Consider the following 22,994-nt stretch of genomic DNA (forward strand, 5'->3'; position numbering starts at 1 on the left):
TTTCTGTCATGCTGGCGACAGATAAGAAGAAAAAGCAGATCACGTGAGGGTTGCATGTCGAGCGCAAGCCGCAAAACCTTAGGCCTTTTTCTGGGCGTCGGCCTCGTCGCCGGCTGCGGCCCTGCGCCGTCGCCGAAGAACCTCGGGCCAATCGACGATGGCGGCGGCTACCAGGCGCAGTATCGCGACCCGCCGCTGAGTTTCGCCGAGACCCCGATACTGCAGTCCGAGCGGCTGAACGCCGCGCGCTGCAAGCCGCTGGCGGGCGGTGTCGCGAGCGGCGATGGCAAGACCGGCGGGCTGGCGCATCACGCGCTGCGCGGCGAGCGGCTGTCGCGCAACGATCTGGTCGACATCCGGGTCGCCGATGACGAGACGTTCGTCGGCAATTACGTGGTGTCGCGCGATGGCACGCTGAAGCTGCCCTTCTTGCCGCCGGTCCGCGCCGAGGGGCGCACCACCGCCCAGATCGAGGCCGACCTGATCAACGCGCTGCTCAATGACGAGTTCTATGACGAGGCGCCGCGCGTCTCGGTCCGTGTGGCGGATTTCGCCGGTGTGTCGGTGGCGGTCTCGGGGGCGGTGTTCGAGCCCCACGCGGCCGAGATCGGCCGGGTCTCGGGCGATGATCTCGACATCGCACGGCAGACCGCGCTGGGCGCCTCGACCGAAGGACGCAACCTCTCGGCCGCGATCCGCGCCGCGGGCGGCATCCGTCCGGATGCGGATATCTCGGCCGTCGAGCTTTATCGTGGCGGACAGCGCTACGTTCTGGACATGCGCGGTGTGTTCGAAGGGCGCAACGCGGTGGACGTGATGCTGATCACCGGCGACGAAGTGGTCGTGCCCTCCCGGCAATGCTTCCAGGAAGACCTGATGCGCCCGAGCCCGATCTCGCCGCCGGGTGTGTCGATGTTCCTGTCGAACCTTACGGTGCCCGCCACCGGCAACGCGCCCTCGGCCATCGGCCGCGAGGTGCGTCAGGTGCCCTACGGGACGCGCATGATGCAGGCGTTGATCGACACGAACTGCGTCGGCGGCACCCGCACCACCAGTGCGCATCGCTCGGCAATCCTGGTGACCCGCGATCCGACCACGCAGGTCTCGACGGTGATCGAGCGCAGCATCGAGAACCAGCTGCGTCGCCCGGACCGCGACGATTACGACCCCTACCTGCTGCCCGGCGACGGCATCGCCTGTTACGACAGCAGCGTCACCAACCTGACGCAGGCGCTGCTGGCGGTGGGTGTCGCCAAGGCGGTGCTGCCCTGACGCCGTAAGGGCCTAGCCGACGAGGCTGGGCTCCGGGGCCGCCTTCCACGCCGCCTGCGCCTCGCTTATGGCCACCACGAGATCCTCGCGGTCCCCGGCCTCGGCGGCCTGCTCGACCAGCAGCAGCGCCTCGCGCACGCCGGGTTGCCCGAAGGCGGCGGCGCTGCCGGCGATCTGGTGGGCGCGGTCGGCGATGGCATGGGTGTCCTCGGGCAGACCAGCCAGCCATTCGAAGAGCGAGCTGGTCTCGGACATGTAGCGGTTGCGCAGCTTTTCCATCGGGCTCTCCTTCTGTTCCACTAAGAGGGGCGTTGCGCCGTCCAGCTTCACCCGGCGGTCCCGACCGGCGCAGAAGCGGACAATGATCTGGGCGAGTTCGGTGCGTTGCAGCGGCTTGCCAAGGAAATCCGACATGCCCGCGGCGGCAAAGCGGTCCTTGGCCTCGGGAAGGACGTTGGCCGAGAAAGCCACGATCGGGGCGTTCCAGTTCGGCCCGTCGCCCTCGCGGATCATCTTGGTCGCGGTGAGGCCGTCCATAACCGGCATCCGGATGTCCATGAGGATCAGGTCGAACGGGCGCTTGGCCGTGATGTCCACCGCCTCCTGGCCGTTGCGGGCTTCGGTGACGTGGTGGCCCATGCCGACCAGCACCTCGTAGGCCAGCTGCATGTTGATGTCGTTGTCCTCGACCAGCAGGATCTCGAGATCGCTGGGCGCCTCGCTCTCGGGGCCGGCGCCGCTGTCTTCGACGGGGCGCTCGACCGGCAGGACCGGGATGCGCAGCCAGAAGGTGCTGCCCTCGCCAAGGGTGCTCTCGACGCCGATCACGCCATCCATGGCCTGCACGAAGCGGCGTACGATGCCGAGGCCAAGCCCGGTGCCGCCGACGCTGTCGCTGACCTGGTGCGAGACGGTCTGGAAATCCTCGAAGATCCGCGCCAGATCACCTTCGGCGATGCCGCTGCCGGTGTCGCTGACCCGGATCTCGATCTTGGCGGGCTCGCCCTGCTCGATCACCTCGGCCTCGATGCTGATGCGGCCTTCGCGGGTGAACTTGATGGCGTTGCCCACGAGGTTGAGCAGGATCTGCTGCAGGCGCGAGCTGTCGACCTCGACCCACTCCTCGGGTGTGCCGACCCAGCCCCATTGCAGGGCATTGCCGTGGGCATGGGCGGCGCTGGTTTGCGAGTCCACGATGTCCTGGAACAGGTGACCCAGGTGGGTGACATCCTCCTGCGCCTTGTCGGCCCCGGATTCGAAGCGCGCCACGTCGAGCACCGCATCCACGTGCCGCATCAGGAGCTCGCCCGAGATCTTCATGTTGCGCATGTAGCGCGACTGGTCACTGCTGAGCTTGGTGTCTTCCATCAGCGACAGGTTGCCGAGGATGCCGTTCAGCGGCGTGCGGATCTCGTGCGTCATCATGGCGAGGAACTCGGCCTTGGCCTGCTCTCCGGCCAGCGCCTTGTCGCGGGCCTGCACCAGTTCGTTCTCGGCCGCCAAGCGGTGCGAGATGTCGCGCAGGAAGGCCACCATGAGCTGCTCGTCGCCGGCATGGGCGGTCTCGATCGCCAGCTCGACCGGGAAGGTCTCGCCGTTGGAGCGCATTGCCTCGAGCTTGACCCGGCCCTGGCCGATCACCCGATGCTCGCCATCGGCGGCAAAGCGGGCCATGCCGGCCTCGTGCGCGTCGCGCAGGTGCTCGGGGACGATGATATCGCCGACCCGCTTGCCGCGCACATCCTTCAGGCGGCAGTCGAAGATCCGCTCCGCCGCCGGGTTGAAGTTCTGGATCCGGCCCGTTGTGTCGGTCACCACCACTGCGTCGAGCGAGGTGTTGAGGATGGTGTTCAGGCGGGCATAGGCGATGGCCAGTTCCTTGCCGCGCTTCTCGGTCTGCTGGGCGGTGCGGCGCGCGTGCATCAGCAGCGCCGCCAAGGCGAGCAGCAGTAGGCCCGTGAGCACCGCAAGCCGCAGCAGCGTCACCGCGACCGAGGTGCGCAGCTCGTCGGATTCGAGAGCGAAGTGCTGCAGGCCGGTGGTGGCGATCTTGCGCACGAGGACGCGCATCTCGTCGGCCTGCGCGGCCAGGTCATCGAGATTGGCGCGCAGCTCGTCCCGCGGGCCGTCGATCAGCGGGATCATCGCGTTGAGCCGGTCGCGCACCTCGGTCAGGGGGGCATCGAAGGCTGGGTCTTCGCGCAGCGAGGAGTAGAGCGAGCCGTTGGCCAGGGTCGAGGTGCGGCTGTAGAACACGTCGAACTCGACGATGACACTGCTCAGGGGCGTCTCGGGTGCGGTGCGGGCCCAGTTCACGGCGTTGCGGAACTCGAGGAATTCGACTTCGGCCTGCGACAGCGTCCAGTGAACATTGTCGGAGCTGGCCGAGCTGAGGAACTTCAGCTCCTTGACGACCTCTCTCACGAGAACGGCGATGGCCAGCAAGCACAAAAGGGCGAGGACCGTTAATACGGCTCGCCCGGTGCGCCGGAAACCGGTTGCTAGCGTCATTCAGCCTCCAGGGGCATGGGTTGAGTGGACCCCTACCTTATCGCCATACGGTCGAGTTGCCAGATGCTCCGTGAGTAGATCACTTCGGTCCGGTACTCGGCATTCGACGAGTACGGGTAAATCAGCCACAGAGGCCCCTTGTCGCGGCGTGACATCAGCTTGCCATCCATTTCATAGGCCACGATCGGACCTTCTTCGACGGCATCGCTGACCGGGATCACGACGGTGTAGTCGTTGATCGCGGTGGCATCGATCTCGGACCCGGTGGCGCCGACATGATCGAGCAGGGTCTTCAGTTCCACACCGGTGAAGGTGATGGTGCCAGGGGTCCAGATCGTCTCGGTGGTGACGTCGGTGGCGCCGAGGGCGCGCAGCATGTCGAGGTCGAACGCCGCGGTTCCGTCGCCGTTGGTGTTCTCGATGTCGCCGCTGATCGTCAGAAGAACGGGGCCGGTCGGTCCTTCGAGTTCACCCGCGGCGACAGAGGTGGCACCGAGGAGAAGCAGCAGAAGAGCTGCGACCCGGGTAAAACGTTCCGTAAGAGTGTACATGGCACCAACCTTGATTCAGATGTTCTGTGAATCCTGCCATCGGACAGGGCTTTTTTCATGCGGGGATCAGGACAGTGACCCTATCCGAAAGGATAGGTCTGACGTCTTTTTCCCAGATATTAGCGGAACTTCGCTCAATACGCGCCGCGTCCCGAGAATACGGCCTGTGCGGTCAAACCCAGCAGAATCAGGTCGAGCAGGAGGCTACGCGAGCGCACATAGGCGATGTCCATGTCCACCATCTTGTCGAAGCCGATATCGGCGCGGCCCGAGACCTGCCAGAGGCCGGTGATGCCGGGGCGTGCATCGAGCCGCTCGAGCGCGTGGGCGGGGTAGGCGGCGACCTCGGTGGGCAGGGCCGGGCGTGGACCGACCAGAGACATGTGGCCGAAGAGCACGTTGAAGACCTGCGGCAGCTCGTCGATCGAGTAGCGACGCAGAAGGCGGCCGACGCGGGTCACGCGGGGATCGCTGCGCGACTTGAAGCAGATGCCCTCGCGGTCCGAGCTGGCGCGCAGCTCGGCCAGACGCTCGGCGGCGTCGGTGTGCATGGTGCGGAACTTGAAGATGGTGAAGGGTTTGCCGTTGCGACCGACGCGGGTCTGGCGGAACAGCACCGGCCCGCGGCTGTCGGCCCGGATCAGCGCAGCCACCAGAAGCAGCAGCGGCGCCATGATCAAGGTGAGGGCGAGGCTGCCCGCGAAATCCAGCAGCCGCTTGCCGATGGCCTCGGGGCCGGCAAGGCGCAGCGCGTGCCACGCGGCCCGTGCCATGAAGGTCGCGTTGCCGACGAGGTAGCGCCCGGCCATGCGGCGCGGCTCCATCGCCAGCCGCCAGGCCCATTCCAGGCGCGCCTTGCGCACGGGCGCGGGCGCGCGTTGCACGGTCCCGGCGAGGAAGTCGAACAGTGCCCCGACGCCAAGCACCAGCCCGGGTGCGAGGTCTGACAGGTGGCGGTCGATCCACAGCTCCTGCTGTGGCACGCCCATGGCAACGAGCAGGATGTCGGCTCCCGAGGCGTTGATCTCGCGGATCGCCTCGGCGCTGTTGGCGGTGCCGCCATAGCCGTCGCGGGTGCCGGCGATGCGCAGGCCGGGGATCGTGGTGGCGAGCTTGCGGGCGGCGGCCTCGGCGGTGCCGGGCTTGGCGCCGAACAGGAAGACCGAGAGGCCGCGCCGGGCCGCGGCGCGCAGCAGCGCCGGGGTGAAGTCGGTGCCGTTGAGGTTCTCGGTCAGCTCCGTGCCGATCATGAGGGCGGCGAGCTCGATGCCGATGCCATCGGGCAGCACCGCGCCGGCGCGGGCCAGCGCCGCGGCATAGTGCGGATCGCGGGCGCGGATGTTGGCGCAATGCGCGTTGAGGAAGAAGACCGTGCGCGCCGCGCCGCCCAGCAGGGCCTCGACGCAGTCATCGGTGGTGGCGTCGACCACCGGCAGGCCAAGCACGCGCTTGGTGTTCAAGGCGGGGGTGGCGGCAAGTGAACGGGCGAATGCGGCGGGGGGCATCATCTTCATGGTGGGGGTCTCCTCCTGGCTGAGTGGCCCCTCCTGCATCGCCTGAAGACAGCGTTAACCTCAATTTCCCAGCCGGTGAGTCCGGTGGCGCGGACGGTGCGCATCCTCGCCGGACGCAGCGTCACGGGCGCGTTCATCCCCGCCTCCTATCCAGCGGGATAGACGCTCTATGCGGGCGTTTGCGAGAGCGACCTATACCTGTGGGTAGGAGGCCTATTCGGCTTTGCCGTGAGCGTTCGCAGAATTGCCTTAACGGGGTGCGGGCACTCGTGTAGCGTGTAGATCCGAAAGCAAGATCTTACGGTGCCCCGATATGCGCGTTCTCATCGCCGACGACCACGACCTGCTGCGCGACACGCTGATCGCCTTTCTTGATGACGAAGATGGAATCGAGACCGGCAGCGCGTCGAGCTTCGACGAGGCGCTTCAGCGCATGAAGGACGATGCGGCGTATGATCTGGTCCTGCTCGACTACAAGATGCCGGGCATGAACGGGCTTCAGGGCCTGAAGCAGGCGCTGGCGATCGGCGGCGCCCGCCACGTGGCGCTGATCTCGGGCGAGGCCAGCCGCGAGATCGCGGAAGAGGCGCTCGAGCTCGGGGCGGCGGGCTTCGTCCCCAAGACGCTGCCGGCCAAATCCCTTGTGAATGCAGTGCGATTCATGGCCATGGGCGAGCAATACGCCCCCATTGCCTTCATGACCGCCGCCGAGGAGGTCGAGGAGCACCCGCTGGCCAAGTCCCTCACCAAGCGCGAGATGGAAGTTCTCAAGGGGCTGACCGAGGGCAAGTCCAACAAGGAGATCGCCCGCGATCTCGAGATCACCGAGCCGACGATCAAGCTTCACGTGAAGACGCTCTATCGCAAGCTCGACGTGAACAACCGCACCCAGGCGGCCATCGTCGCGCGCGACGCCGGCATCTTCTGATCCGGTCACGCCACGGCCTCGCCGAAGGGATAGGTCGGCGGCGCATCCGAGGCCCCCGGCCCTCCGCCCGCGCAACGGCATTCATACACGCTTAAGGTTAATGTCACGGGCAACGGAGGATTGCCCATGACCTTTGCCGACCAGTCCCTTGCCGACCAGACCCTGACCGCCGAGACCGACGCAGCACCCGCCCGCCGCCGCTTCCGGCTGTGGCCGCGCAAGATCAGCCTCCGCCGGCTGCTGATGGGCGGCGCGACGCTCGATCTCAGCCGCCTGCCGCGCTACCTGTGGATCTTCGCGCTGGGCGCGGCGGCGATCTGGGCGCCGATCACCGGCTACCTCAAGACCGCGCCGCTGAAATATTCCAGCCACATGTCGCTGATCCTGCCCGGGTCCGGCGCCTCGGCCTCGGTCAACCTTGCCGAGATCGGGCAGGCGTCGAGCTATTCCAACTCGGCCTTCTCGAGCAACTCGGTCAGCCCGACCGAAACCTACAAGCGCCTGCTTGCCGCCGACCGCGTGCTGCGCGATGCCGCCGACCGGCTGGGCACCGACAAGGCTGGGTTCGGAGAGCCGCGGGTGCGGCTGGTGGACCAGACCGCCTTCATCCATATCGAGATGACTGGCCCCAGCGCCGAGGCCGCCCGCGCGCGCAACGGGGCGCTGCTGGCCGCCTTCTTCGACGAGATCGACCGCCTGCGCGGCGACGAGCAGGACAGCCGCCAGACCGGCGGACTGGCCGCGATCGAGGAATATCAGGGGTCTGTCGCCGCCACTCGCGACGACATTGCCCGCCTGCAGGCCGAGAGCGGGCTGCACTCGTCCGAGCAATACCGCCGCCAGCTCGACGAGCTCGACGACCTGAGGGCGCAGCACGAGACCCTCAGCGCCGAGCACCGCAACAAGCTGGCCGCCGTAACGCAGCTCGAGGCGCAGCTTGGCACCGACGCGGCGCAGGCGGCGATCATCCTGCGCCTGAACGGCGATGCGGATTATCTCGCCCTGCTCGAGACCATGTCGGAGGCCTCGACCGAGCTGGCGAGCGCCCGTGCCCGCTATGGCCGGCAGCACCCGGAGGTGGTGAAGGCCGCCACCGCCTACGAGGCCGCCAGCTCCGAGGCGCAGGCCCGCGCGCGGGCCCTGACCGGCGGGACAGGACAGCTCGAGCGCGCCATCGACGGCGGCCGCGCCACGCTGCTGACCGAGCTGGTGCGGCAGGAGGCCGAGCGCACCGGCCTCGCGGCGCAGGTCGCGGGCCTGACCGCCCATATCGAAGCCGAGGCCGCCCGGCTCGAGGCGCTGGCGCCGCTGGCCGCGCGGCTCGAGGATCTGCAGCGCGACTTCAGCGTCGCCGAGGCGGTCTTTGCCTCGGCCATCGCCCGCACCCAGTCGAGCAAGACCGACATCTACGCCTCGTACCCGCTGGTGCAGGTGCTCGAAGACCCGTCGCTGCCCGACGGGCCGACCTCGCCCAAGCGCAAGCTCGCCGTCGTGGCCGGGGCGGCGGCGACGTTCCTGCTGCTGTTCTCGCTGAGCCTCGCCTGGATCCGTCTGGCGCTGATCCGGCGGCTGCTCTTCACCAAGGCCGAGCGCACATGATCGCGCCGCAGAACCCCGCCGAGGGCATGGTCTGGAAGACCATCGTCTGGACCTGGCCACTCTACGGCATCGGCGCGCTCTACGTGGTCGGGCCGGTGCTGGCATGGCTGCTTGCGATGCTGGCGGTGCTGGCGCTCTATCTTGGCCCGGCGATCCGCAGCGACCTGCGCGCAACCGGGCCAGTGCCGCCGGTGGTCTGGGGCTGGATCCTCGGCATGGCGGTGATGCTGGTGGCGCTCTGGGCCGGGCATCTCGACTGGGGGCTGGGGCTGAAGAAGACCATCAAGTCCTCGATCGGCTGGGCCAAGGGCTGGGCGCTGCTGGCGCTGTTCCCGCTGGCTGGCGCGGTGCTGCCGATCCGGCGCGAGATCCTGATCCGGGCGCAGTGCAAGCTCGGCTTCTACACGCTTTGCCTCGCCCCGAGCCTGCTGATCGCGCCAACGCTGGGCCTGCCCGAGCGCATCTTTACCTCGCCGCTCAAGGCCATCGGCGGGCCGGGGCCGGAGTATTTCTCGGTCTACCTCTTCACCTTCGACCCGGCCTCCTGGACGCCGCGCTGGCAGTTCTTCGCGCCGTGGTCGCCCTTTGCGGCGCTCTTGGGGGTGACCACCGTGCTGTTCGCTCTGGAAGAGAAAGAGAACAAGTGGCGCGCGGCGGGCGTGGCGGCGGGTGTGCTGATGATCCTCGCCTCGAAGTCGCGCATGGGGCTGGTCGGGCTCGTCGCCTGCACCATCGGGCCGCGGATGATGCCGCTGATCCTCAAGGGATGGGCGTGGGGCGCCTTCGCCGGGCTGACCGCCTCGATGGCCATCGTCGGGCCTGGGCTCTTGCGCGCCATCGACAGCGGCGTCTCGGCCTTCAAGGGCGCGCGGGCCGACAGCACCCGCGTGCGCGAGACGCTGCAGCGCATCGCGCATGAGCGCTGGCAGGAGGAGGCGGTGTGGTTCGGCCACGGCACTGTGCATCCGGGGCCGCATATCGTCGAGTACATGCCCATCGGCAGCCATCACACGTGGTTCGGGCTGCTCTTCGTGAAGGGGCTGACGGGGCTTCTGGCCTTTGCCGTGCCGCTGGTCTGGCAGATTTGGATCGCGCTGAAGGACGCCGCGCTCGGGCCGCGCGGTCGGCTGCCGCTCGGCATCTGCATGGTGCTGGTGCTGCTCTCGTTCGGCGAGAATATCGAGATCGAGGCCTATCTCTTGTGGCCGGCGCTGGTGGTGCTGGGCCTGCACGCCCGCGAGGTCGCGGATGCGCGGGCCGAAACCCGGCCAGCGCCCCAAACAGAGCCTGTTGCGGCCTGACTTAGCCCGCCTTGGTCAGATCGTCGATCGCCCGAAGACCTTTCAGCAACCGCCCGAGATCCGAGATCGGCACCATGTTGGGGTCGTCCGAGGGGGCGTTGTCGGGGTCTTCGTGGGTCTCGATGAAGACCGCCCCCGCGCCCACCGCCAGCGCGGCGCGCGCCAGCGGTTCGACGAACTGGCGCTGGCCGCCCGAGCTTGCGCCCTGACCGCCGGGAAGCTGCACCGAATGGGTGGCGTCGAAGGCAGCGGGCAACTCCTCTGCCAGACGGGTCAGCGCCTGGGCCTCGGTCGCAAGCACCGTGCGGGCGATTTCGGAAGAGGTCTGGGACATGGATCTACCGTCAATGAATCTTGTCGCCTGTTACCTTGCAATGCGGGCGCTGTCCAATTGCGGCTGCCAAAGTGACGCGAGGGGCCGCAGAGCCTTTGCCCCGACTCGAAGCTGACGTATGGTAAACACGCTGTGATTGTTTCGCTTTCGGAGGCTCGCCGCTCCCTTGCGTCATAATCGCCTTAGGGATGTGTTTTGTCCTTGTATTGTGGTCCGGTCGCAACATTCAGCGGCCATTTGCGGTATCATAGGACCGCGTTTGCCGCGCGCTCTACAAATGCAACGCCGGTTTTGTTACCCCATGGAAAACAATAAAGAGAGCAGGCACAGGCAAGATGGGAACGGGCATCAAGGGCACGTTCGTCATATCCTGGTCACAAACACTGGTAGACGGTTTCGAGTGCGCAGGGTTTTCGTCGCTTCGTGTCGGAGCGGCATGGGCATGGCGCGGCGAGTCTGTTCGGGTGGATGGGCCTTCGGGGCTCCTCGAGCTTGATCGTGCGGATGACGTTGTCGACATCCGCCGTCGCGCGGCGCAGATGGTGCGCCGGCTTGTGGGGGCCGCGGTGACGAACAACAGCCGTCTCGACACGGTCGAGGTCGGACATCCTCTTTCGGAGAGCAGTTTCATCGTCACCGACGGTGCGCAGACCTATACGGTCACGCTGATCCAGGTGGATGGCGCGGCGCGTCCGCTGCTGATGTTCCTCAACGAGATCCCGCCGCGGGGTGTCGATCTCTGGGTTGTGCATGCGTCGCTCGGGCCGCTGGCCAGGCATGAGGGCGCGGAGCAGTCTGGCGGGGTGATCTGCTTCACCCCGGGCACCCGTATCCAGACCCCGACCGGCCCCGTACCGGTCGAAGCGCTGCGCGAGGGCGACCTGATCCAGACCAAGGACAACGGCCCGCAGGAGGTGCAGTGGGTCGGCAGCCGCCGGATGACCGGGGCGCGTCTCTTCGCCATGCCCAGGCTGCGCCCGGTGCGCATCCGCGCCGGCGCCTTCGGGATCGAGCGCCCCGACGAGGAGTTCCTGGTTTCGCCCGAGCACCGGATGCTGGTGACAGGTCCTGCAGCGCGGGCGCTGTTCAACACCGAAGAGGTGCTGGTGCGGGCCTCGGACCTGGTGAACGGACGCACCGTGGTGCGGGATCTGGCGGTGCGCGAGGTGACCTACGTGCACCTGCTGCTGCCGCGCCACGAGGTGCTGTTTGCCAACGGGGTCGAGACCGAGAGCTTCCATCCCTCGAACACCGCGCTGACCACGTTGCGTGACGCAGACAGGATGCGGCTTCTGGCGATGATGCCGGAGATCGATCACAGCCCGCAGAGCTATGGGGGCTTTGCCCGGCGCAATCTCTCGGAATCGGAAGCGGCGATCCTGATGCACGAGGCCGCCTGAGGGGGCGGGACATCGTGGGCTCAGTCAGGGTGGCTCAGTCGCGGATCTCGTCCGGCGCGACGCCCCAGAGCGCCGATTTCGGGGCCCAGCCATCATAGCCGCCGGCCGAAAGCTCGCACCACGCGGTTTCGCATTTGCCGAGGCGGGCAACCACGCCGAGCGCCAGCTTGGCATTGACCGGCGCAGCCGCGTCCGGGCGGCCATGCAGTTCGAGCATGTCCTGCTGCACCAGCACGGTGCGCACGCCCGACAGAAGCGAGTAATGCACCCAGCCGCCGGCACCGTCGGCATCGCGCACGCGGCGCCAGTGGCCATACTCGGCGGTGATCTCGAGCGGCATGTCGCGGCGGGTGTAGATCCAGTCGATGCGGTGGGTGAGCGACGGGCCGCGGCGCACGTTGCCCTCGGACGCCTTCATCGACACGTAGCGCGGCAAGGGCAGATTGGTGACCGGGCCACGCTCGTCGGTGGCGGCGGAGACGGTACCGGTCAACAGGGCGGCCATCAGCCCCACGATCAAAGCGGCCATGCGCATTTCACTGTCCTGCCCGAGTTTTTCAGGCGGGGTTCTTGTGCCCCGCACGCTCATGGGACACTGTGCCATCGGAGACGAGCAGTGGAAAGGGAGGGGAGGCGCGCCATGCCTCAGAAACGCCTGAGTGTTGTCGTGACGCGACGCTTGCCCGAAGCGGTCGAGACGCGTTTGAGCGAGCTGTTCAACGTGACCCTGCGTGAAAGCGACACGCCGATGTCGCGTGCCGAGCTGGCCGAAGCCATGGCCGAGTGCGACGTGTTGGTGCCGACCATCACCGACCCGATCGATGCCGGGCTGATCGGTCAGGCCGGTGAGCGGCTCAAGCTGATCGCGAATTACGGTGCCGGGGTTGATCACATCGACGTCGAGACCGCCCGCCGTCGCGGCATTCTTGTGTCGAACACGCCCGGCGTGATGACCGACGATACCGCCGACATGGTCATGGGGCTGATGCTCGCGGTGACCCGGCGGATGCAGGAGGGGCTTGCGGTGATGCAGGCCGGCACGTGGGAGGGCTGGGCGCCCAATGCCTTCCTCGGCACGCGGCTGGGCGGCAAGCGGCTGGGCATCCTCGGCATGGGCCGGATCGGTCAGGCGGTGGCCAAGCGCGCGCAGGCCTTCGGGATGCAGATCCATTATCACAACCGCCGCCGCCTGCGCCCCGAGACCGAGGACGCCTTTGAGGCGACCTACTGGGAGAGCCTCGACCAGATGGTGGCGCGGATGGACGTGATCTCGGTGAACTGCCCGCACACGCCCTCGACCTTCCACCTGCTCAACGCGCGCCGGCTGAAGCTGATGAAGCCCTCTGCGGTGTTGGTGAATACCTCGCGCGGCGAGGTCATCGACGAGAGCGCGCTGACCCGAATGCTCAAGGCGGGCGAACTGGCGGGTGCCGGTCTCGACGTCTACCAGCACGGCATCAAGGGCAATCCCGAGCTCGTCAACATGCCCAACGTGGTGATGCTGCCGCATATGGGCTCGGCCACCATCGAGGGCCGGATCGAAATGGGCGAGAAGGTGCTGCTCAACGTCAAGACCTTCGCCGATGGCCACCGGCCGCCGGATCAGGTCGTTCCCGCCATGCACTGACCTGTCTCGGGCCGGCCTCTGGGCCGGCCTGATCGTTTCGAAAGACCTAAGCTTTCGGAGAGCTTTGTGGGCAAGCGCCCCGCTATCGCCGCTTTTGCATGCCCTCCCGCGCCATTGCCGCGGATCACTGTGCCCCTCGTGAGTGTGTCACGGGCTGAACAGTGAGTGAGAACAGTGCTAGGTTATATCTTCGAACGTCTTATCAAACCTGTCTCGGAGGGCGGTGCGGCTGTCGCATCGGACCTCGGGATCGAATCCATGGAGGGGGCCGAGCGATCCGAGGCCGGAGAGCACCATGAGAGCCTCGAAGAGGAGCTCGAGGCCGAGGCCAACGCCTCGTATGGGGACGAGCTTTTCCACGGTCGCCGCATGGGCGGTCTTTCGGCAATGAAATTCGAAGGCGATGGCAGCGTGCGCGGCCTTCGCAACGCCGTCGTCAGCCTCGGCTATGTGGTGCCGCTCGGGATGGTGGATGCCGCCGAGGAAACGGCGCAGGAGCGCGCCATCAGGATGTGGCAGGCAGATGCGGACGGCGAGAGGACCGGGCTGGCCCCCGATGAGCTGACCGGGACTCTGGAGGGAGACGAGGCCGGTCCGTCGGCGCCGATCCTGTCACCGTCCGTGTCGCGCCTTATCGAGGGGGACGTTGAGGAAAGGCGTCCGACTGCTGCAGGTCCGTCACCCGACGGGGCCGACGGGCTGGCACCGACCCTGGGCCCGGATCAGGCCGCAGGCGACCTGCCAGACGCGGTGCTTTCGATTTCCGAGCCGTCCTCTCCAGCGCCTCAGTGGTTCACCACCGTTGCGGCAAGCAATCTGGTCGTCGGGCCAGCCTCGGCCCCGGAACTTGCCGAGATCGCGCTGTTCCTTGCAGAGGACGCCCCCGAGGTCTTCGAGTTCTACGCGCCGCAGGAGCGTCCCGAGGCGACGGTCGCCGACGGTGAACCGCCGCAGGACGACGCCATGGTCGAACTGCTGATGGCCGAGGTGATGCGCGAGATCCACGATGAGCATGAAGCGTTCGCGTTTGCGGACGAGCCCGGCCACGGCGCGCAGTTGGACGATCACGCGCAGGGCCACTTCGCGGATCACGCCGACATCGCGTAAGCCATCCCGCGCAGATCGAAAAAGCGCCCGCCCTTGTCGGGGCGGGCGCTGGCGGTTCCCTTGGATCAGCCGATGTCCTTGTAGCTGATTTCCTTCTGGTCGGTGCCGGTCTTGCTGCGGCGCACGTGAAGGCGGTTGAGCGCGTTCACATAAGCCTTGGCCGAGGCATAGACCGTGTCGGTATCGGCGGACTGGCCGGTGGCGATCTTGCCGTCTTCCTCGAGCCGGACCGACACGGTGGCCTGCGCGTCGGTGCCCTCGGTCACCGCGTGCACCTGGTAGAGCTGCAGCCGGGCCTTGTTGGGGTAGAGCGCGCGCACCGCCTTGAAGGTGGCGTCGACCGGGCCGTCGCCGTGCTCGGTGGCCGACATCTCTTCGCCGCCGACCTCCATTTCGAGGGTGGCTTCCGCAGGGCCGCCAGTGCCACAGGTCACCTTGAGCGAGACGATCTCGAGGTGATCGGCGCCATCGGTCATCGCGGCGGTCACGAGCGCGAGGATGTCCTCGTCGTAGACCTCCTTCTTGCGGTCGGCGAGGTCCTTGAACCGCACGAAGATGTCCTTGAGCTGGTTGTCACCGACCTCGGTGCCGAGCTCCTTGAGCTTGGCGCGGAGCGCGGCGCGGCCCGAGTGCTTGCCGAGCGGCAGCGAGGTGCCGGCGAGGCCCACGTCCTCGGGCCGCATGATCTCGAAGGTCTCGGCGTTCTTGAGCATGCCGTCCTGGTGGATGCCGCTCTCATGCGCGAAGGCGTTCTTGCCGACGATGGCCTTGTTGAACTGAACCGGGAAGCCCGACACCGTCGAGACCCGGCGCGAGATCTGCATGATCTTGCGGGTGTCGATCTCGGTGTCGAAGGGCATGATGTCGCCGCGGGTGCGCAGCGCCATGACCACCTCTTCGAGCGCGGTGTTGCCGGCGCGCTCGCCAAGGCCGTTGATGGTGCACTCGATCTGCCGCGCGCCCGCTTCGACCGCGGCGAGCGAGTTCGCCGTCGCCATGCCGAGATCGTTGTGACAGTGGGTCGAGAAGATCACCTCGTCGGCGCCGGGCACGGTCTCGATCAGGCGGCGGATGAGGTTCGCAGATTCGCGCGGTGCGGTGTAGCCCACTGTGTCGGGGATGTTGATCGTGGTGGCGCCGGCCTTGATGGCGATCTCGATCACCCGGCAGAGATAATCGAACTCGGTGCGGGTGGCGTCCATCGGCGACCATTGCACGTTGTCGCAGAGGTTGCGGGCGTGGGTCACGGTCTCGAAGATTCGCTCGGCCATCTCGTCCTGGGTGAGGTCGGGAATGGCGCGGTGCAGCGGCGAGGTGCCGATGAAGGTGTGGATGCGCGGGCGCGGCGCGCGCTTCACGGCCTCCCAGCAGCGGTCGATATCCGGAAGCTGGGCGCGGGCGAGGCCGCAGATCACCGATTCCTTGCTGCGCTCGGCGATCTCGGCGACGGCCTTGAAGTCGCCCTCGGAGGCGATCGGGAAGCCCGCCTCGATGATGTCGACGCCCATGTCTTCGAGAAGCTCGGCGATCTCGAGCTTTTCGTCATGGGTCATGGTGGCGCCGGGCGATTGTTCGCCGTCGCGGAGCGTCGTGTCGAAAATGTACACGCGGTCTTTGGTCTGGTCGGTCATGTCACTGAATCTCTTGTTGGTCTTCGTCCTGGTGTCTCGCCGGCGCGAAACGATGCCTCCTCTGAGCGGTCGCGCCGGGTGACTGCGCGCTCAGAGGCGGATTAGGAGAAGACGCAGGCCAAGCGCAAGCGTCGCGCCGAGGGCACGGGAGATTGCAGCGATATGGCCGGTGGTCATCATGTGGCGGACTATACGCGCAATCGAACGAATGAAAACCCGCAAAATGCCGCGATTGTTGCTGCCACAGGTGGCAGCGGGGCAGGGACCCGAGACAAGGCTTGAGCGTGGCGTCACGCCCGCCATATTGGAGGTCATGGCCGACCATCCGGGAGAGATCATGTGATCCGACGTATCATCCACGCCGCCTGCCTCGCGCTGCTCACGCCGCTCGCCGCGCTTGCACAGGAGCAGCGTGACGCCGCCAAGGTCTATGTCTTCGGCAACAGTCTCGTGCATCATCTGAACGAGGAAGGAACTGCCAACGTGCCCTACTGGATGGGGGTGCTGGCCCGCGCCGATGGCCGGGCGCTCGCACTGGATGGCCAGTGGGGTTTCCTGCGCGATTTCGCCTCCAGCCTGCCGCCGCGGCCGAACTGGTCTGTTCCCGACGTGAGCGGCCACTGGGATGCCGGGCGCGGCACGTTCGGGGATGCCGGGTTCGATGCGGTCTGGATCACCCCGACGAACTTCATCCAGTACCAGGCGCCCGACGCGCCCTATGATTACGACAACGCCGCGAACGAGAGCCCGATGGGCGCGATCCTGAAGGTCGTCGACTGGGTGGACAACCGGGTGCCGGGCATCCCGATCTATCTTTACGAGGGCTGGGCCGAGATGGCCGCGCTCTCGCGCAGCTTTCCGCCCTCTGCCCGCGCCCTTCGGCGCTATCACGCGATGAACCAGGGCGATTACCATGACTGGTACGAGACCCTGCGCGACGATCTGCGCTCAGAGCGGCCCGAGGCCGATATCCGGCTGATCCCGGTGGCGCCGATCCTCTCGGTGCTGCTGGGCGAGGACGGCCCGCTCGAGGACGTGCCCGCCGAGGCGCTCTATGTCGATCTCGATCCGCACGGCACGCCGAGCCTGTATTTCCTCGCCGCGATGATCACCTATGCCGCGACCTTTCAGGCGCCGCCGCCCGCTGACTTCACGCCGCCCGAGACGCTGCATCCCGAGATCGTCGCCAACTACCCCGAGCTTGCCGCGCTGGTATGGGACGAGATCTCGGCCTCCGGCGTGCTCGAAAGCGCCGGGCTGACACCGGAGGCGCCTGCCACGCGCACCGCTGAAGCTGCCGCCGAGTCCGAGCCCGAGGCCGCGCCCGCGGCGTCCGCCGAGCCGATGCCGGTGCGCGGGCAGGTGGCGCTGCCCGATCCGGGCGCGCGGCCGGAGGGCGCGCCGGCGCTTGCGATGGGACTGAACGGCATTGCCGATTGGTCGACCCAGGCGCCGTTCCTCGATCACATGAAGACCGCCCGGCAATGGGTCGGCCACCTGCCCGGGCAATGGGGCGGCGTGGAGGCCGAGGAGCTGCGCGCCGAAGGCGCCCTCGACGAGGCCGGCTGGCCGGTCAGCATCCCCGAGCGGGTTGAGCGTCTGGAGGCGCTGCTGCTCACCGATATCTCGTCGGATGCCGAGTACCTGATCGGCACCTACCGCGTGTTCTGGGAGGGCAAGGGCACGCTCGACATCACCGGTCGCGCCAGCCGGGTGCGGCTCGGCGAGGGCGAGGGCCAGTTCTGGTACGCCCCCGGCGAGGGCGCGGTGGGGGTCTCGATCACCGCCACCGATCCCGACGACCCGATCCGCAACATCCGCATCGTGCGCGAAGACCAGCTCGCGCTGTTCGAGGCGGGCGCGCTGTTCAACCCGCTCTGGATCGAGCGCATCCGCGACCTGCGCAATCTGCGCTTCATGGACTGGATGCACACCAACGGCTCGCCGGTGCAGAGCTGGGACGACCGACCCCGCATGAGCGATTTCAGCTGGACCTCCCGGGGTGTCCCGGCCGAGGTGATGCTGCGGCTCGCCAACCGCGTCGGTGCCGATCCGTGGTTCAATATCCCGCACATGGCCGATGACGATTACGTGCGCCAGTTCGCCGAACTGGTGAAGGCGCGGCTCGATCCGGATCTCAAGGTCTATGTGGAATACTCCAACGAGGTCTGGAACCACATCTTCGAGCAGGCGCGCTGGGCCGATGCGCAGGCCGATGCGCTCTGGGGCCGCTCCGAGGCCGGCTGGATGCAGTATTACGGGCTGCGCTCGGCGCAGGTCATGCAGATCTGGACCGACATCTATGGTGACGAGGCCGAGGACCGGCTGGTGCGGGTGGTCTCGACCCATACCGGCTGGCCGGGGCTCGAGGAGAGCGTGCTGATGGCGCCGCTGGCTTATCTGCAGCTCGGCCATCCGCCGCAGGACCTGTTCGACGCCTATGCTGTGGCGGGGTATTTCGGCTACGAGATGGGCGGCGAGGAGATGGCGCCGCAGGTCGACGACTGGCTGGCGCGCTCCGAGGCGGCGGCGGTGGCCGCGGGCGAGGCCGAGGGGCTGCGCCGCGTGGCGCTGCGCGAGTATGTCCGCGAGCATCGCTTCGACGCGGCGGTGGCGCCGGTGGCGCTGGCGCTGCTCGACGGCTCGCTCAAGGAACTGATCGAAGAGATCTTTCCCTACCATGCCAGCGCAGCCGAGGCAGCCGGGCTCGAGTTGGTGATGTACGAGGGCGGCACCCATGTCTCGGCCCAGATGGTTCGGGTCCAGGACGAGGAGCTGGCCGAGTTCTTCAAGTATTTCAACTATACACCCGAGATGGCCAAGCTCTACGAAGAGCTTCTGACCGGCTGGGTGGCGAGCGGCGGCACGCTGTTCAACGCCTTCGTCGATGTCGCCCCGGCATCGCAATGGGGCAGCTGGGGCGCGCTGCGGCATCTGGCTGACGACAACCCGCGCTGGAACATGCTGATGAGCTACAACGCCACCGCGCCTGCCGACTGGGAGCCGCGCGCACCGGGCAGCTTCGACGATGGGCTGCTGCTTGAGGGCGATGCCGGGAGCGAGACGCTCGAAGGCAGCGCGAAGCCCGACATCCTGCTCGGCGGAGACGGCGACGACACCCTGATCGGGCAGGGCGGCGACGACATCCTGCACGGTGGCGAGGGGCGCGACGTGGCGGTGCTGCCCGGCGCGCAGGCGGACTATGCTTTCACGCGCGAGGAGGGACGGCTCGTGGCGAATGGGCCGCAGGGTATCGTGCGGATGGTGCAGGTCGAGGCGCTGAGCTTTTCCGACGCACCGGGGGTCGAGCTGCCGACCGCCGGTCTCTGACTGCCGACCGCCGGTCTCTGAGTTCCCGCTTCGGGAGGGCTCCCTCTACGGCTCTTGCCGCGTCGCGAGGATCTCCGAGACCAGCGTCTCGGCACCGAGGCTGGCGCGGAAATGCGTCTCCACATGCGCCCGGCCGGCGGCGCTGAAATGCAGCGCGCTGTCGGGGTTCTGGGCAAGCTCGCGGATCGCGCGGGCCAGCGCGGTGGGCTCTTTCGGCGGCACCAGCTTGCCGGTGCTGCCGTCGTCGATCAGCTCGCGCACGCCGCCCGCATCGGTGCCGATCACCGGCACGCCGCAGGCCATCGCCTCCATGTAGGCCACGCCCAGCGGCTCGTGCCACGAGGCCAGCACGAAGGCATGTGCCTCGAGCAGCTTTGCCTTCACCGCCCCGGCGTCGATCGCGCCCAGCAGCTTGACGTGATCCTGCAGCCGCAGCTTGCGCAGATGCGCCTCGAGATCCTTGCGGAAGCCTTCGCCGCCGGCATCGTCCTCGCCGGCGATCTCGAGCCGCACGTCGACGCCCTGATCGAGCAGCTGGCGCATGGCCGACATCAGGTCCTGATGCCCCTTCACCACGTTGAGCCGGCCGCAGGAGAACAGCCGGATCGGGCGGCCCTTCTCGGGCGGTTGGTAGGGCGTCTCGCGTTTCAGCACCTCGGTATCCACCCCCATGGGGCGCACCGTCAGGCGCTCGGGGAGATCCTCGGGCATCGCCGCCTGCATCTCGTGCAGCAACTTAAGGGTGATGATCGTGGCAAACCCCGCGTGGCGCCACTTGAAGCGCTGACCGGGGCCGTAATCCGACAGCGGGCCATGCAGGGTCAGCGAATAGCTCGGCCCGCCGAGCTGCTGCGCCAGTGCCGCGATCAGCGCCGCGCGACCACAGGAATGCACGTGGACATGATCAAGCCCGGCCGTTGTCGCGTGGGCCTTCAGCGCCTGCGCCGCCGACAGCGTCACCGCCACGTCGCGGGCAAAGCCCGGACCCTCCCTCAGCGTCGCGCGCATCAGGCCGCGCGGCAGCAGCCCGCTCAGGGCACGCAGCGCGTTCAGCGGTTTGATCTGGCCGAGATAGGTGGTGCGGGCGATGGCGTCTTCCGACCAGTCATGCGCGATCAGGCCCGACGGCGGCATGCGCGTCGAGAGCAGGTCCACCTTGTGGCCCATCGCTTCCAGCGCCTGAACTTCGCGCCAGAAGAAGATATGAGTCTGGCCCGGAAACTGGGGTACCAGGTATCCGATCCGCAATCTCTGCGACACGCATCCCCCGCTGTCAGCTCGTCCACGCCAATGTGACCGGGAACGGCAGCGGTTTCCATAATGCCCTGCCGATTTCGCAAGAAGCCTCACCACCGTGTTCGCGGCGCATCAGGCGGGCTTGTATCAATCTGATTATATTTTGAGAGGGCTTCTTCCTTTAACCACAATTTGGTGGCATGTGGACGCTGTGAGGCGCGTTTGGCGCATGTGAGTGTCTGTTTGGTATCGATATGACGGGATCTTCCGAGACTCCCGGGACGCCAGCCGTTTCGGTCATCTTACCGGCAAGCAATGAAGCAGCGCTGATCGGCGGCTGCCTTGAGGCCTTGTGCGCCTCGCATTGGCCGGACGAGGCGCCCGTCGAGGTCATCGTCATCGCCAATGGGTGCCGCGACGACACCGCAGAGCGCGCCCGTGCCAAGACGCCTGCCTTCGCGCAGCGCGGCTGGACGCTGCAGGTGCTCGAGCGGCAGGAGGGCGGCAAACTTGCCGCGCTCGATGCCGGGGATGCCGCCGCGAGCGGTGCGACGCGAGTCTATCTCGATGCCGACGTGATCGTGGCGCCGGAGCTGCTGAGCCAGCTGCACGAGGTGCTCTCGTGCCCCGAGCCGCGCTACGCCAGCGGCACCGTCAACATCACTGCCCGCAGCGCCGTGTCGCGCGCCTATGCGCGGATCTGGCGACAGGTGCCGTTCATGGCGCAATGCGTGCCGGGCTGCGGCGTTTTCGCGGTCAATGCCGCGGGGCGCGGGCGCTGGGGATGCTTCCCCGACATCATCTCGGACGACACCTTCGTGCGGCTGAACTTCACCCCCGACGAACGCGTCGGCGTGCCGGCACGCTACGACTGGCCGATCGCCGAGGGCTTCGACCGGCTGGTCCGGGTGCGCCGGCGTCAGGATGCCGGCGTGGCCGAGATCGAGTCGCGCTATCCCGCCCTTGTCGCCAATGACGACAAGCCGGCCTTTTCAGCCTCGGACAAGCTGGCGATGGCACTGCGCGATCCGCTGGGCTTCGCGGTCTATACCGGGGTCGCGTTGAGCGTGCGCCTGCGCCCGGCCTCCGGCGACTGGAGCCGCGGCCGATGACGGGCGCGCTGCTCTCCCGCTTCCGCGGCGCGTCGCTGACCGCCCGGGTGATGCGCTCCTCGGCGCTGACCGTCGGTGGCTTCGCCTTCAGCCAGGGCCTGCGGCTGGCCTCGAACCTGATCCTGACGCGGCTGCTCTTCCCCGAGGCCTTCGGCCTGATGGCGCTGGTCTCGGTGTTCATGATGGGGCTGCAGCAATTCTCCGATGTCGGGGTCAGCCCGGCGATCCTGCAGAGCAAACGCGGCGACGAGCGCGATTTCCTCGACACCGCCTGGACCATCCAGGTGCTGCGCGGCGCCGGGCTTTTTCTCGTGGGCTGTGGCCTCGCCTGGCCAGCGGCGTATTTCTACGACGAGCCGCAGTTGCTCACGATCCTGCCGGCGGCGAGCTTTGCCCTGCTGATCGCTGGTTTCAAGCCGACCCGCATGGACAGCGCCAACCGGCACCTGAGTCTCGGCCTCGTGACGGTGCTCGACTTCGTCACCCAGACCACGGGCGTGCTTGCCGCGATCCTGCTGGCCTGGCTCACCGGGTCGGTCTGGTCGCTGGTCTTCAGCGGCCTGATCGCAGTGATCGTGGAGGTCGTCATCAACTGGATCTTCCTGCCGGGGGCTGGAAACCGCTTCCGCTGGGAGAAGCCCGCGGCGCGCGAGCTGATCAATTTCGGCAAGTGGATCTTCCTGTCGACGGTCTGCGGCTTCTTCTTCCACCAGAGCGACAAGATCCTGATGGGCAAGTATCTCAGCCTCGAGCTGCTGGGGATCTACAATATCGGCTACTTCCTCGCCGCCTTCCCGATGCTGCTGGGCGGCATGGTGACACGGCGCATACTGATCCCGATCTACCGCGAGAACCCGCCCACCGAGAGCCGCGAGAATTTCGTGCGCCTGCGCAAGATGCGTTTCGTGGTCACCGCCGCGCTGATCCTGATGGTCGGCATCTTCGCGGCACTGGGGCACTGGCTGGTCGATCTGCTCTATGACGAGCGCTATCTCGCCGCCGGCGCGGTGACGGTGATCGTGGCCTGCGTGCAGATGCCCCAGATCATCGTGCAGACCTACGATCAGGCGGCGCTGGCAGCCGGTGACAGCCGCACCTTCTTTGTCCTCGCGCTGGCGCGGGCGGTGCTGATGGTGGGCTGTATCCTCGCGGGGCTCGAGCTTGCCGGGCTCATGGGGGCGCTGCTGGGCATCGGGGCCGCCTATGTGCTGGCCTACCCGGTGGTGGTCTGGCTGGCGCGGCGCATGGGGGCATGGGATCCGCTGCACGACGCGCTCTTCACGCTGGTGGCGCTTCTGCTGGCGGCGCTGGCGGTGGCGATCAACTGGGAGGCAATCGTGGCGCTGGCGCGACTCGGTTGATAGAATCGTTCCTTATGAAGTCGACGCGACGGCGCCAAGGCCGATCATTGTCTCCAAATTCGCGACAATGGCAGCCAATTCTGCGAGAAACAGGGGTTATCGTTGCGAGTGACAACGGGCTGCCCCATTTTCTTCTAACTCTTCGTTTACGACGGCGGCACGTCGCGGGTTACGAGGTAC

Annotated in this window: 18 protein-coding genes; 10 read left to right on the forward strand and 8 right to left on the reverse strand. The window is 67.2% G+C overall.

Translation table 11 applies throughout. The features are described 5' to 3' along the window. The first annotated feature begins 54 nt into the window (after positions 1-54). The gene (locus tag R2601_RS07310) at positions 55-1,272 is read left to right on the forward strand and encodes a polysaccharide biosynthesis/export family protein (RefSeq protein WP_007795863.1); all 1,218 of its coding nucleotides are present in this window, start codon (positions 55-57) and stop codon (positions 1,270-1,272) included. A gap of 12 nt (positions 1,273-1,284) precedes the next feature. On the opposite strand, the gene R2601_RS07315 is transcribed toward R2601_RS07310, so the two are convergent. From R2601_RS07315 to R2601_RS07325, 3 genes are all read right to left on the reverse strand, one after another. Beyond that, the gene (locus R2601_RS07315; RefSeq protein ID WP_254656041.1) at positions 1,285-3,783 is read right to left on the reverse strand and encodes an ATP-binding protein; all 2,499 of its coding nucleotides are present in this window, start codon (positions 3,781-3,783) and stop codon (positions 1,285-1,287) included. Positions 3,784-3,815: 32 nt separating this feature from the next. Then, on the reverse strand, positions 3,816-4,334 hold the full coding sequence (locus tag R2601_RS07320) for a putative pterin-binding protein (RefSeq protein WP_007795867.1): 519 nt from the start codon (positions 4,332-4,334) through the stop codon (positions 3,816-3,818). Positions 4,335-4,468: 134 nt separating this feature from the next. Further along, positions 4,469-5,848 (reverse strand): WecB/TagA/CpsF family glycosyltransferase, encoded by a 1,380-nt coding sequence (locus R2601_RS07325; RefSeq protein WP_007795869.1) that lies wholly within the window; start codon positions 5,846-5,848, stop codon positions 4,469-4,471. Between the two features lie 313 nt (positions 5,849-6,161). Here R2601_RS07325 and R2601_RS07330 point away from each other — a divergent pair, with 313 nt between their 5' ends. The 3 genes from R2601_RS07330 (at position 6,162) to R2601_RS07340 (ending at position 9,676) form a co-directional block, all read left to right on the forward strand. Further along, entirely contained in the window at positions 6,162-6,776 is a 615-nt protein-coding gene (locus tag R2601_RS07330) for a response regulator transcription factor (RefSeq protein ID WP_007795872.1), read from the forward strand. Between the two features lie 126 nt (positions 6,777-6,902). Then, positions 6,903-8,375, forward strand: coding sequence for a GumC family protein (locus tag R2601_RS07335; protein WP_007795875.1), 1,473 nt, complete (start codon positions 6,903-6,905; stop codon positions 8,373-8,375). Continuing rightward, on the forward strand, positions 8,372-9,676 hold the full coding sequence (locus tag R2601_RS07340; protein WP_007795880.1) for a hypothetical protein: 1,305 nt from the start codon (positions 8,372-8,374) through the stop codon (positions 9,674-9,676). Before R2601_RS07335 ends, R2601_RS07340 begins: the two co-directional genes overlap by 4 nt. Before the next feature lies 1 nt (position 9,677). Here R2601_RS07340 and R2601_RS07345 read toward each other — a convergent pair whose 3' ends face one another. Continuing rightward, entirely contained in the window at positions 9,678-10,010 is a 333-nt protein-coding gene (locus R2601_RS07345; RefSeq protein WP_007795882.1) for a 2-dehydro-3-deoxyphosphooctonate aldolase, read from the reverse strand. Between the two features lie 335 nt (positions 10,011-10,345). On the opposite strand from R2601_RS07345, the gene R2601_RS07350 reads away from it, so the two are divergent. Next, on the forward strand, positions 10,346-11,410 hold the full coding sequence (locus R2601_RS07350; protein ID WP_040544469.1) for a Hint domain-containing protein: 1,065 nt from the start codon (positions 10,346-10,348) through the stop codon (positions 11,408-11,410). Positions 11,411-11,444: 34 nt separating this feature from the next. Here R2601_RS07350 and R2601_RS07355 read toward each other — a convergent pair whose 3' ends face one another. Beyond that, complete coding sequence (locus R2601_RS07355; RefSeq protein WP_007795887.1) at positions 11,445-11,945, reverse strand: SH3 domain-containing protein; 501 nt, start codon at positions 11,943-11,945, stop codon at positions 11,445-11,447. 105 nt (positions 11,946-12,050) lie between these two features. Here R2601_RS07355 and R2601_RS07360 point away from each other — a divergent pair, with 105 nt between their 5' ends. Continuing rightward, positions 12,051-13,037 (forward strand): 2-hydroxyacid dehydrogenase, encoded by a 987-nt coding sequence (locus tag R2601_RS07360; protein WP_007795890.1) that lies wholly within the window; start codon positions 12,051-12,053, stop codon positions 13,035-13,037. Between the two features lie 258 nt (positions 13,038-13,295). Next, entirely contained in the window at positions 13,296-14,144 is an 849-nt protein-coding gene (locus R2601_RS07365) for a hypothetical protein (RefSeq protein WP_007795893.1), read from the forward strand. Between the two features lie 65 nt (positions 14,145-14,209). Here the strand turns inward: R2601_RS07365 and R2601_RS07370 are convergent, their stop codons facing one another. Next, positions 14,210-15,775, reverse strand: a complete 1,566-nt coding sequence (locus tag R2601_RS07370) for a 2-isopropylmalate synthase (RefSeq protein ID WP_007795897.1) — start codon at positions 15,773-15,775, stop codon at positions 14,210-14,212. Positions 15,776-15,865: 90 nt separating this feature from the next. Next, on the reverse strand, positions 15,866-16,090 hold the full coding sequence (locus R2601_RS27145) for a hypothetical protein (protein WP_217626364.1): 225 nt from the start codon (positions 16,088-16,090) through the stop codon (positions 15,866-15,868). A 24-nt stretch (positions 16,091-16,114) separates the two neighbouring features. On the opposite strand from R2601_RS27145, the gene R2601_RS07375 reads away from it, so the two are divergent. Beyond that, positions 16,115-19,105: a calcium-binding protein gene (locus R2601_RS07375; protein ID WP_007795904.1), complete on the forward strand. Its 2,991-nt coding sequence runs from the start codon at positions 16,115-16,117 to the stop codon at positions 19,103-19,105. Positions 19,106-19,150: 45 nt separating this feature from the next. Here the strand turns inward: R2601_RS07375 and epsE are convergent, their stop codons facing one another. Further along, complete coding sequence (epsE, locus tag R2601_RS07380) at positions 19,151-20,353, reverse strand: exopolysaccharide biosynthesis GT4 family glycosyltransferase EpsE (RefSeq protein WP_007795908.1); 1,203 nt, start codon at positions 20,351-20,353, stop codon at positions 19,151-19,153. 242 nt (positions 20,354-20,595) lie between these two features. Between epsE and R2601_RS07385 the strand changes: the two genes are divergently transcribed. Further along, positions 20,596-21,453 carry a glycosyltransferase family 2 protein gene (locus R2601_RS07385; RefSeq protein WP_040544472.1) on the forward strand — a complete coding sequence of 286 codons (858 nt, stop codon included), beginning with the start codon at positions 20,596-20,598 and terminating at the stop codon, positions 21,451-21,453. Beyond that, a complete protein-coding gene (locus R2601_RS07390) occupies positions 21,450-22,814 on the forward strand; it encodes an oligosaccharide flippase family protein (protein ID WP_007795915.1) in 1,365 nt (454 codons plus the stop codon). Before R2601_RS07385 ends, R2601_RS07390 begins: the two co-directional genes overlap by 4 nt. Positions 22,815-22,994 lie beyond the last annotated feature (180 nt).

It is taken from the genome of Salipiger bermudensis HTCC2601, from assembly GCF_000153725.1.
Taxonomy (GTDB): Bacteria; Pseudomonadota; Alphaproteobacteria; order Rhodobacterales; family Rhodobacteraceae; genus Salipiger; species Salipiger bermudensis.

Excerpts from the sequence above, each read along its gene's own strand:
- R2601_RS07390 (WP_007795915.1), top strand. The coding sequence starts at position 21,450 with ATGACGGGCGCGCTGCTCTCCCGCTTCCGCGGCGCGTCGCTGACCGCC.
- R2601_RS07355 (WP_007795887.1), bottom strand. The coding sequence starts at position 11,945 with ATGCGCATGGCCGCTTTGATCGTGGGGCTGATGGCCGCCCTGTTGACC.
- R2601_RS07310 (WP_007795863.1), top strand. The coding sequence starts at position 55 with ATGTCGAGCGCAAGCCGCAAAACCTTAGGCCTTTTTCTGGGCGTCGGC.
- R2601_RS07335 (WP_007795875.1), top strand. The coding sequence starts at position 6,903 with ATGACCTTTGCCGACCAGTCCCTTGCCGACCAGACCCTGACCGCCGAG.
- R2601_RS07340 (WP_007795880.1), top strand. The coding sequence starts at position 8,372 with ATGATCGCGCCGCAGAACCCCGCCGAGGGCATGGTCTGGAAGACCATC.
- R2601_RS07365 (WP_007795893.1), top strand. The coding sequence starts at position 13,296 with ATGGAGGGGGCCGAGCGATCCGAGGCCGGAGAGCACCATGAGAGCCTC.
- R2601_RS07350 (WP_040544469.1), top strand. The coding sequence starts at position 10,346 with ATGGGAACGGGCATCAAGGGCACGTTCGTCATATCCTGGTCACAAACA.
- R2601_RS07320 (WP_007795867.1), bottom strand. The coding sequence starts at position 4,334 with ATGTACACTCTTACGGAACGTTTTACCCGGGTCGCAGCTCTTCTGCTG.
- R2601_RS07370 (WP_007795897.1), bottom strand. The coding sequence starts at position 15,775 with ATGACCGACCAGACCAAAGACCGCGTGTACATTTTCGACACGACGCTC.
- R2601_RS07330 (WP_007795872.1), top strand. The coding sequence starts at position 6,162 with ATGCGCGTTCTCATCGCCGACGACCACGACCTGCTGCGCGACACGCTG.
- R2601_RS07325 (WP_007795869.1), bottom strand. The coding sequence starts at position 5,848 with ATGAAGATGATGCCCCCCGCCGCATTCGCCCGTTCACTTGCCGCCACC.
- R2601_RS27145 (WP_217626364.1), bottom strand. The coding sequence starts at position 16,090 with ATGACCTCCAATATGGCGGGCGTGACGCCACGCTCAAGCCTTGTCTCG.
- R2601_RS07345 (WP_007795882.1), bottom strand. The coding sequence starts at position 10,010 with ATGTCCCAGACCTCTTCCGAAATCGCCCGCACGGTGCTTGCGACCGAG.
- R2601_RS07315 (WP_254656041.1), bottom strand. The coding sequence starts at position 3,783 with ATGACGCTAGCAACCGGTTTCCGGCGCACCGGGCGAGCCGTATTAACG.
- R2601_RS07385 (WP_040544472.1), top strand. The coding sequence starts at position 20,596 with ATGACGGGATCTTCCGAGACTCCCGGGACGCCAGCCGTTTCGGTCATC.
- R2601_RS07360 (WP_007795890.1), top strand. The coding sequence starts at position 12,051 with ATGCCTCAGAAACGCCTGAGTGTTGTCGTGACGCGACGCTTGCCCGAA.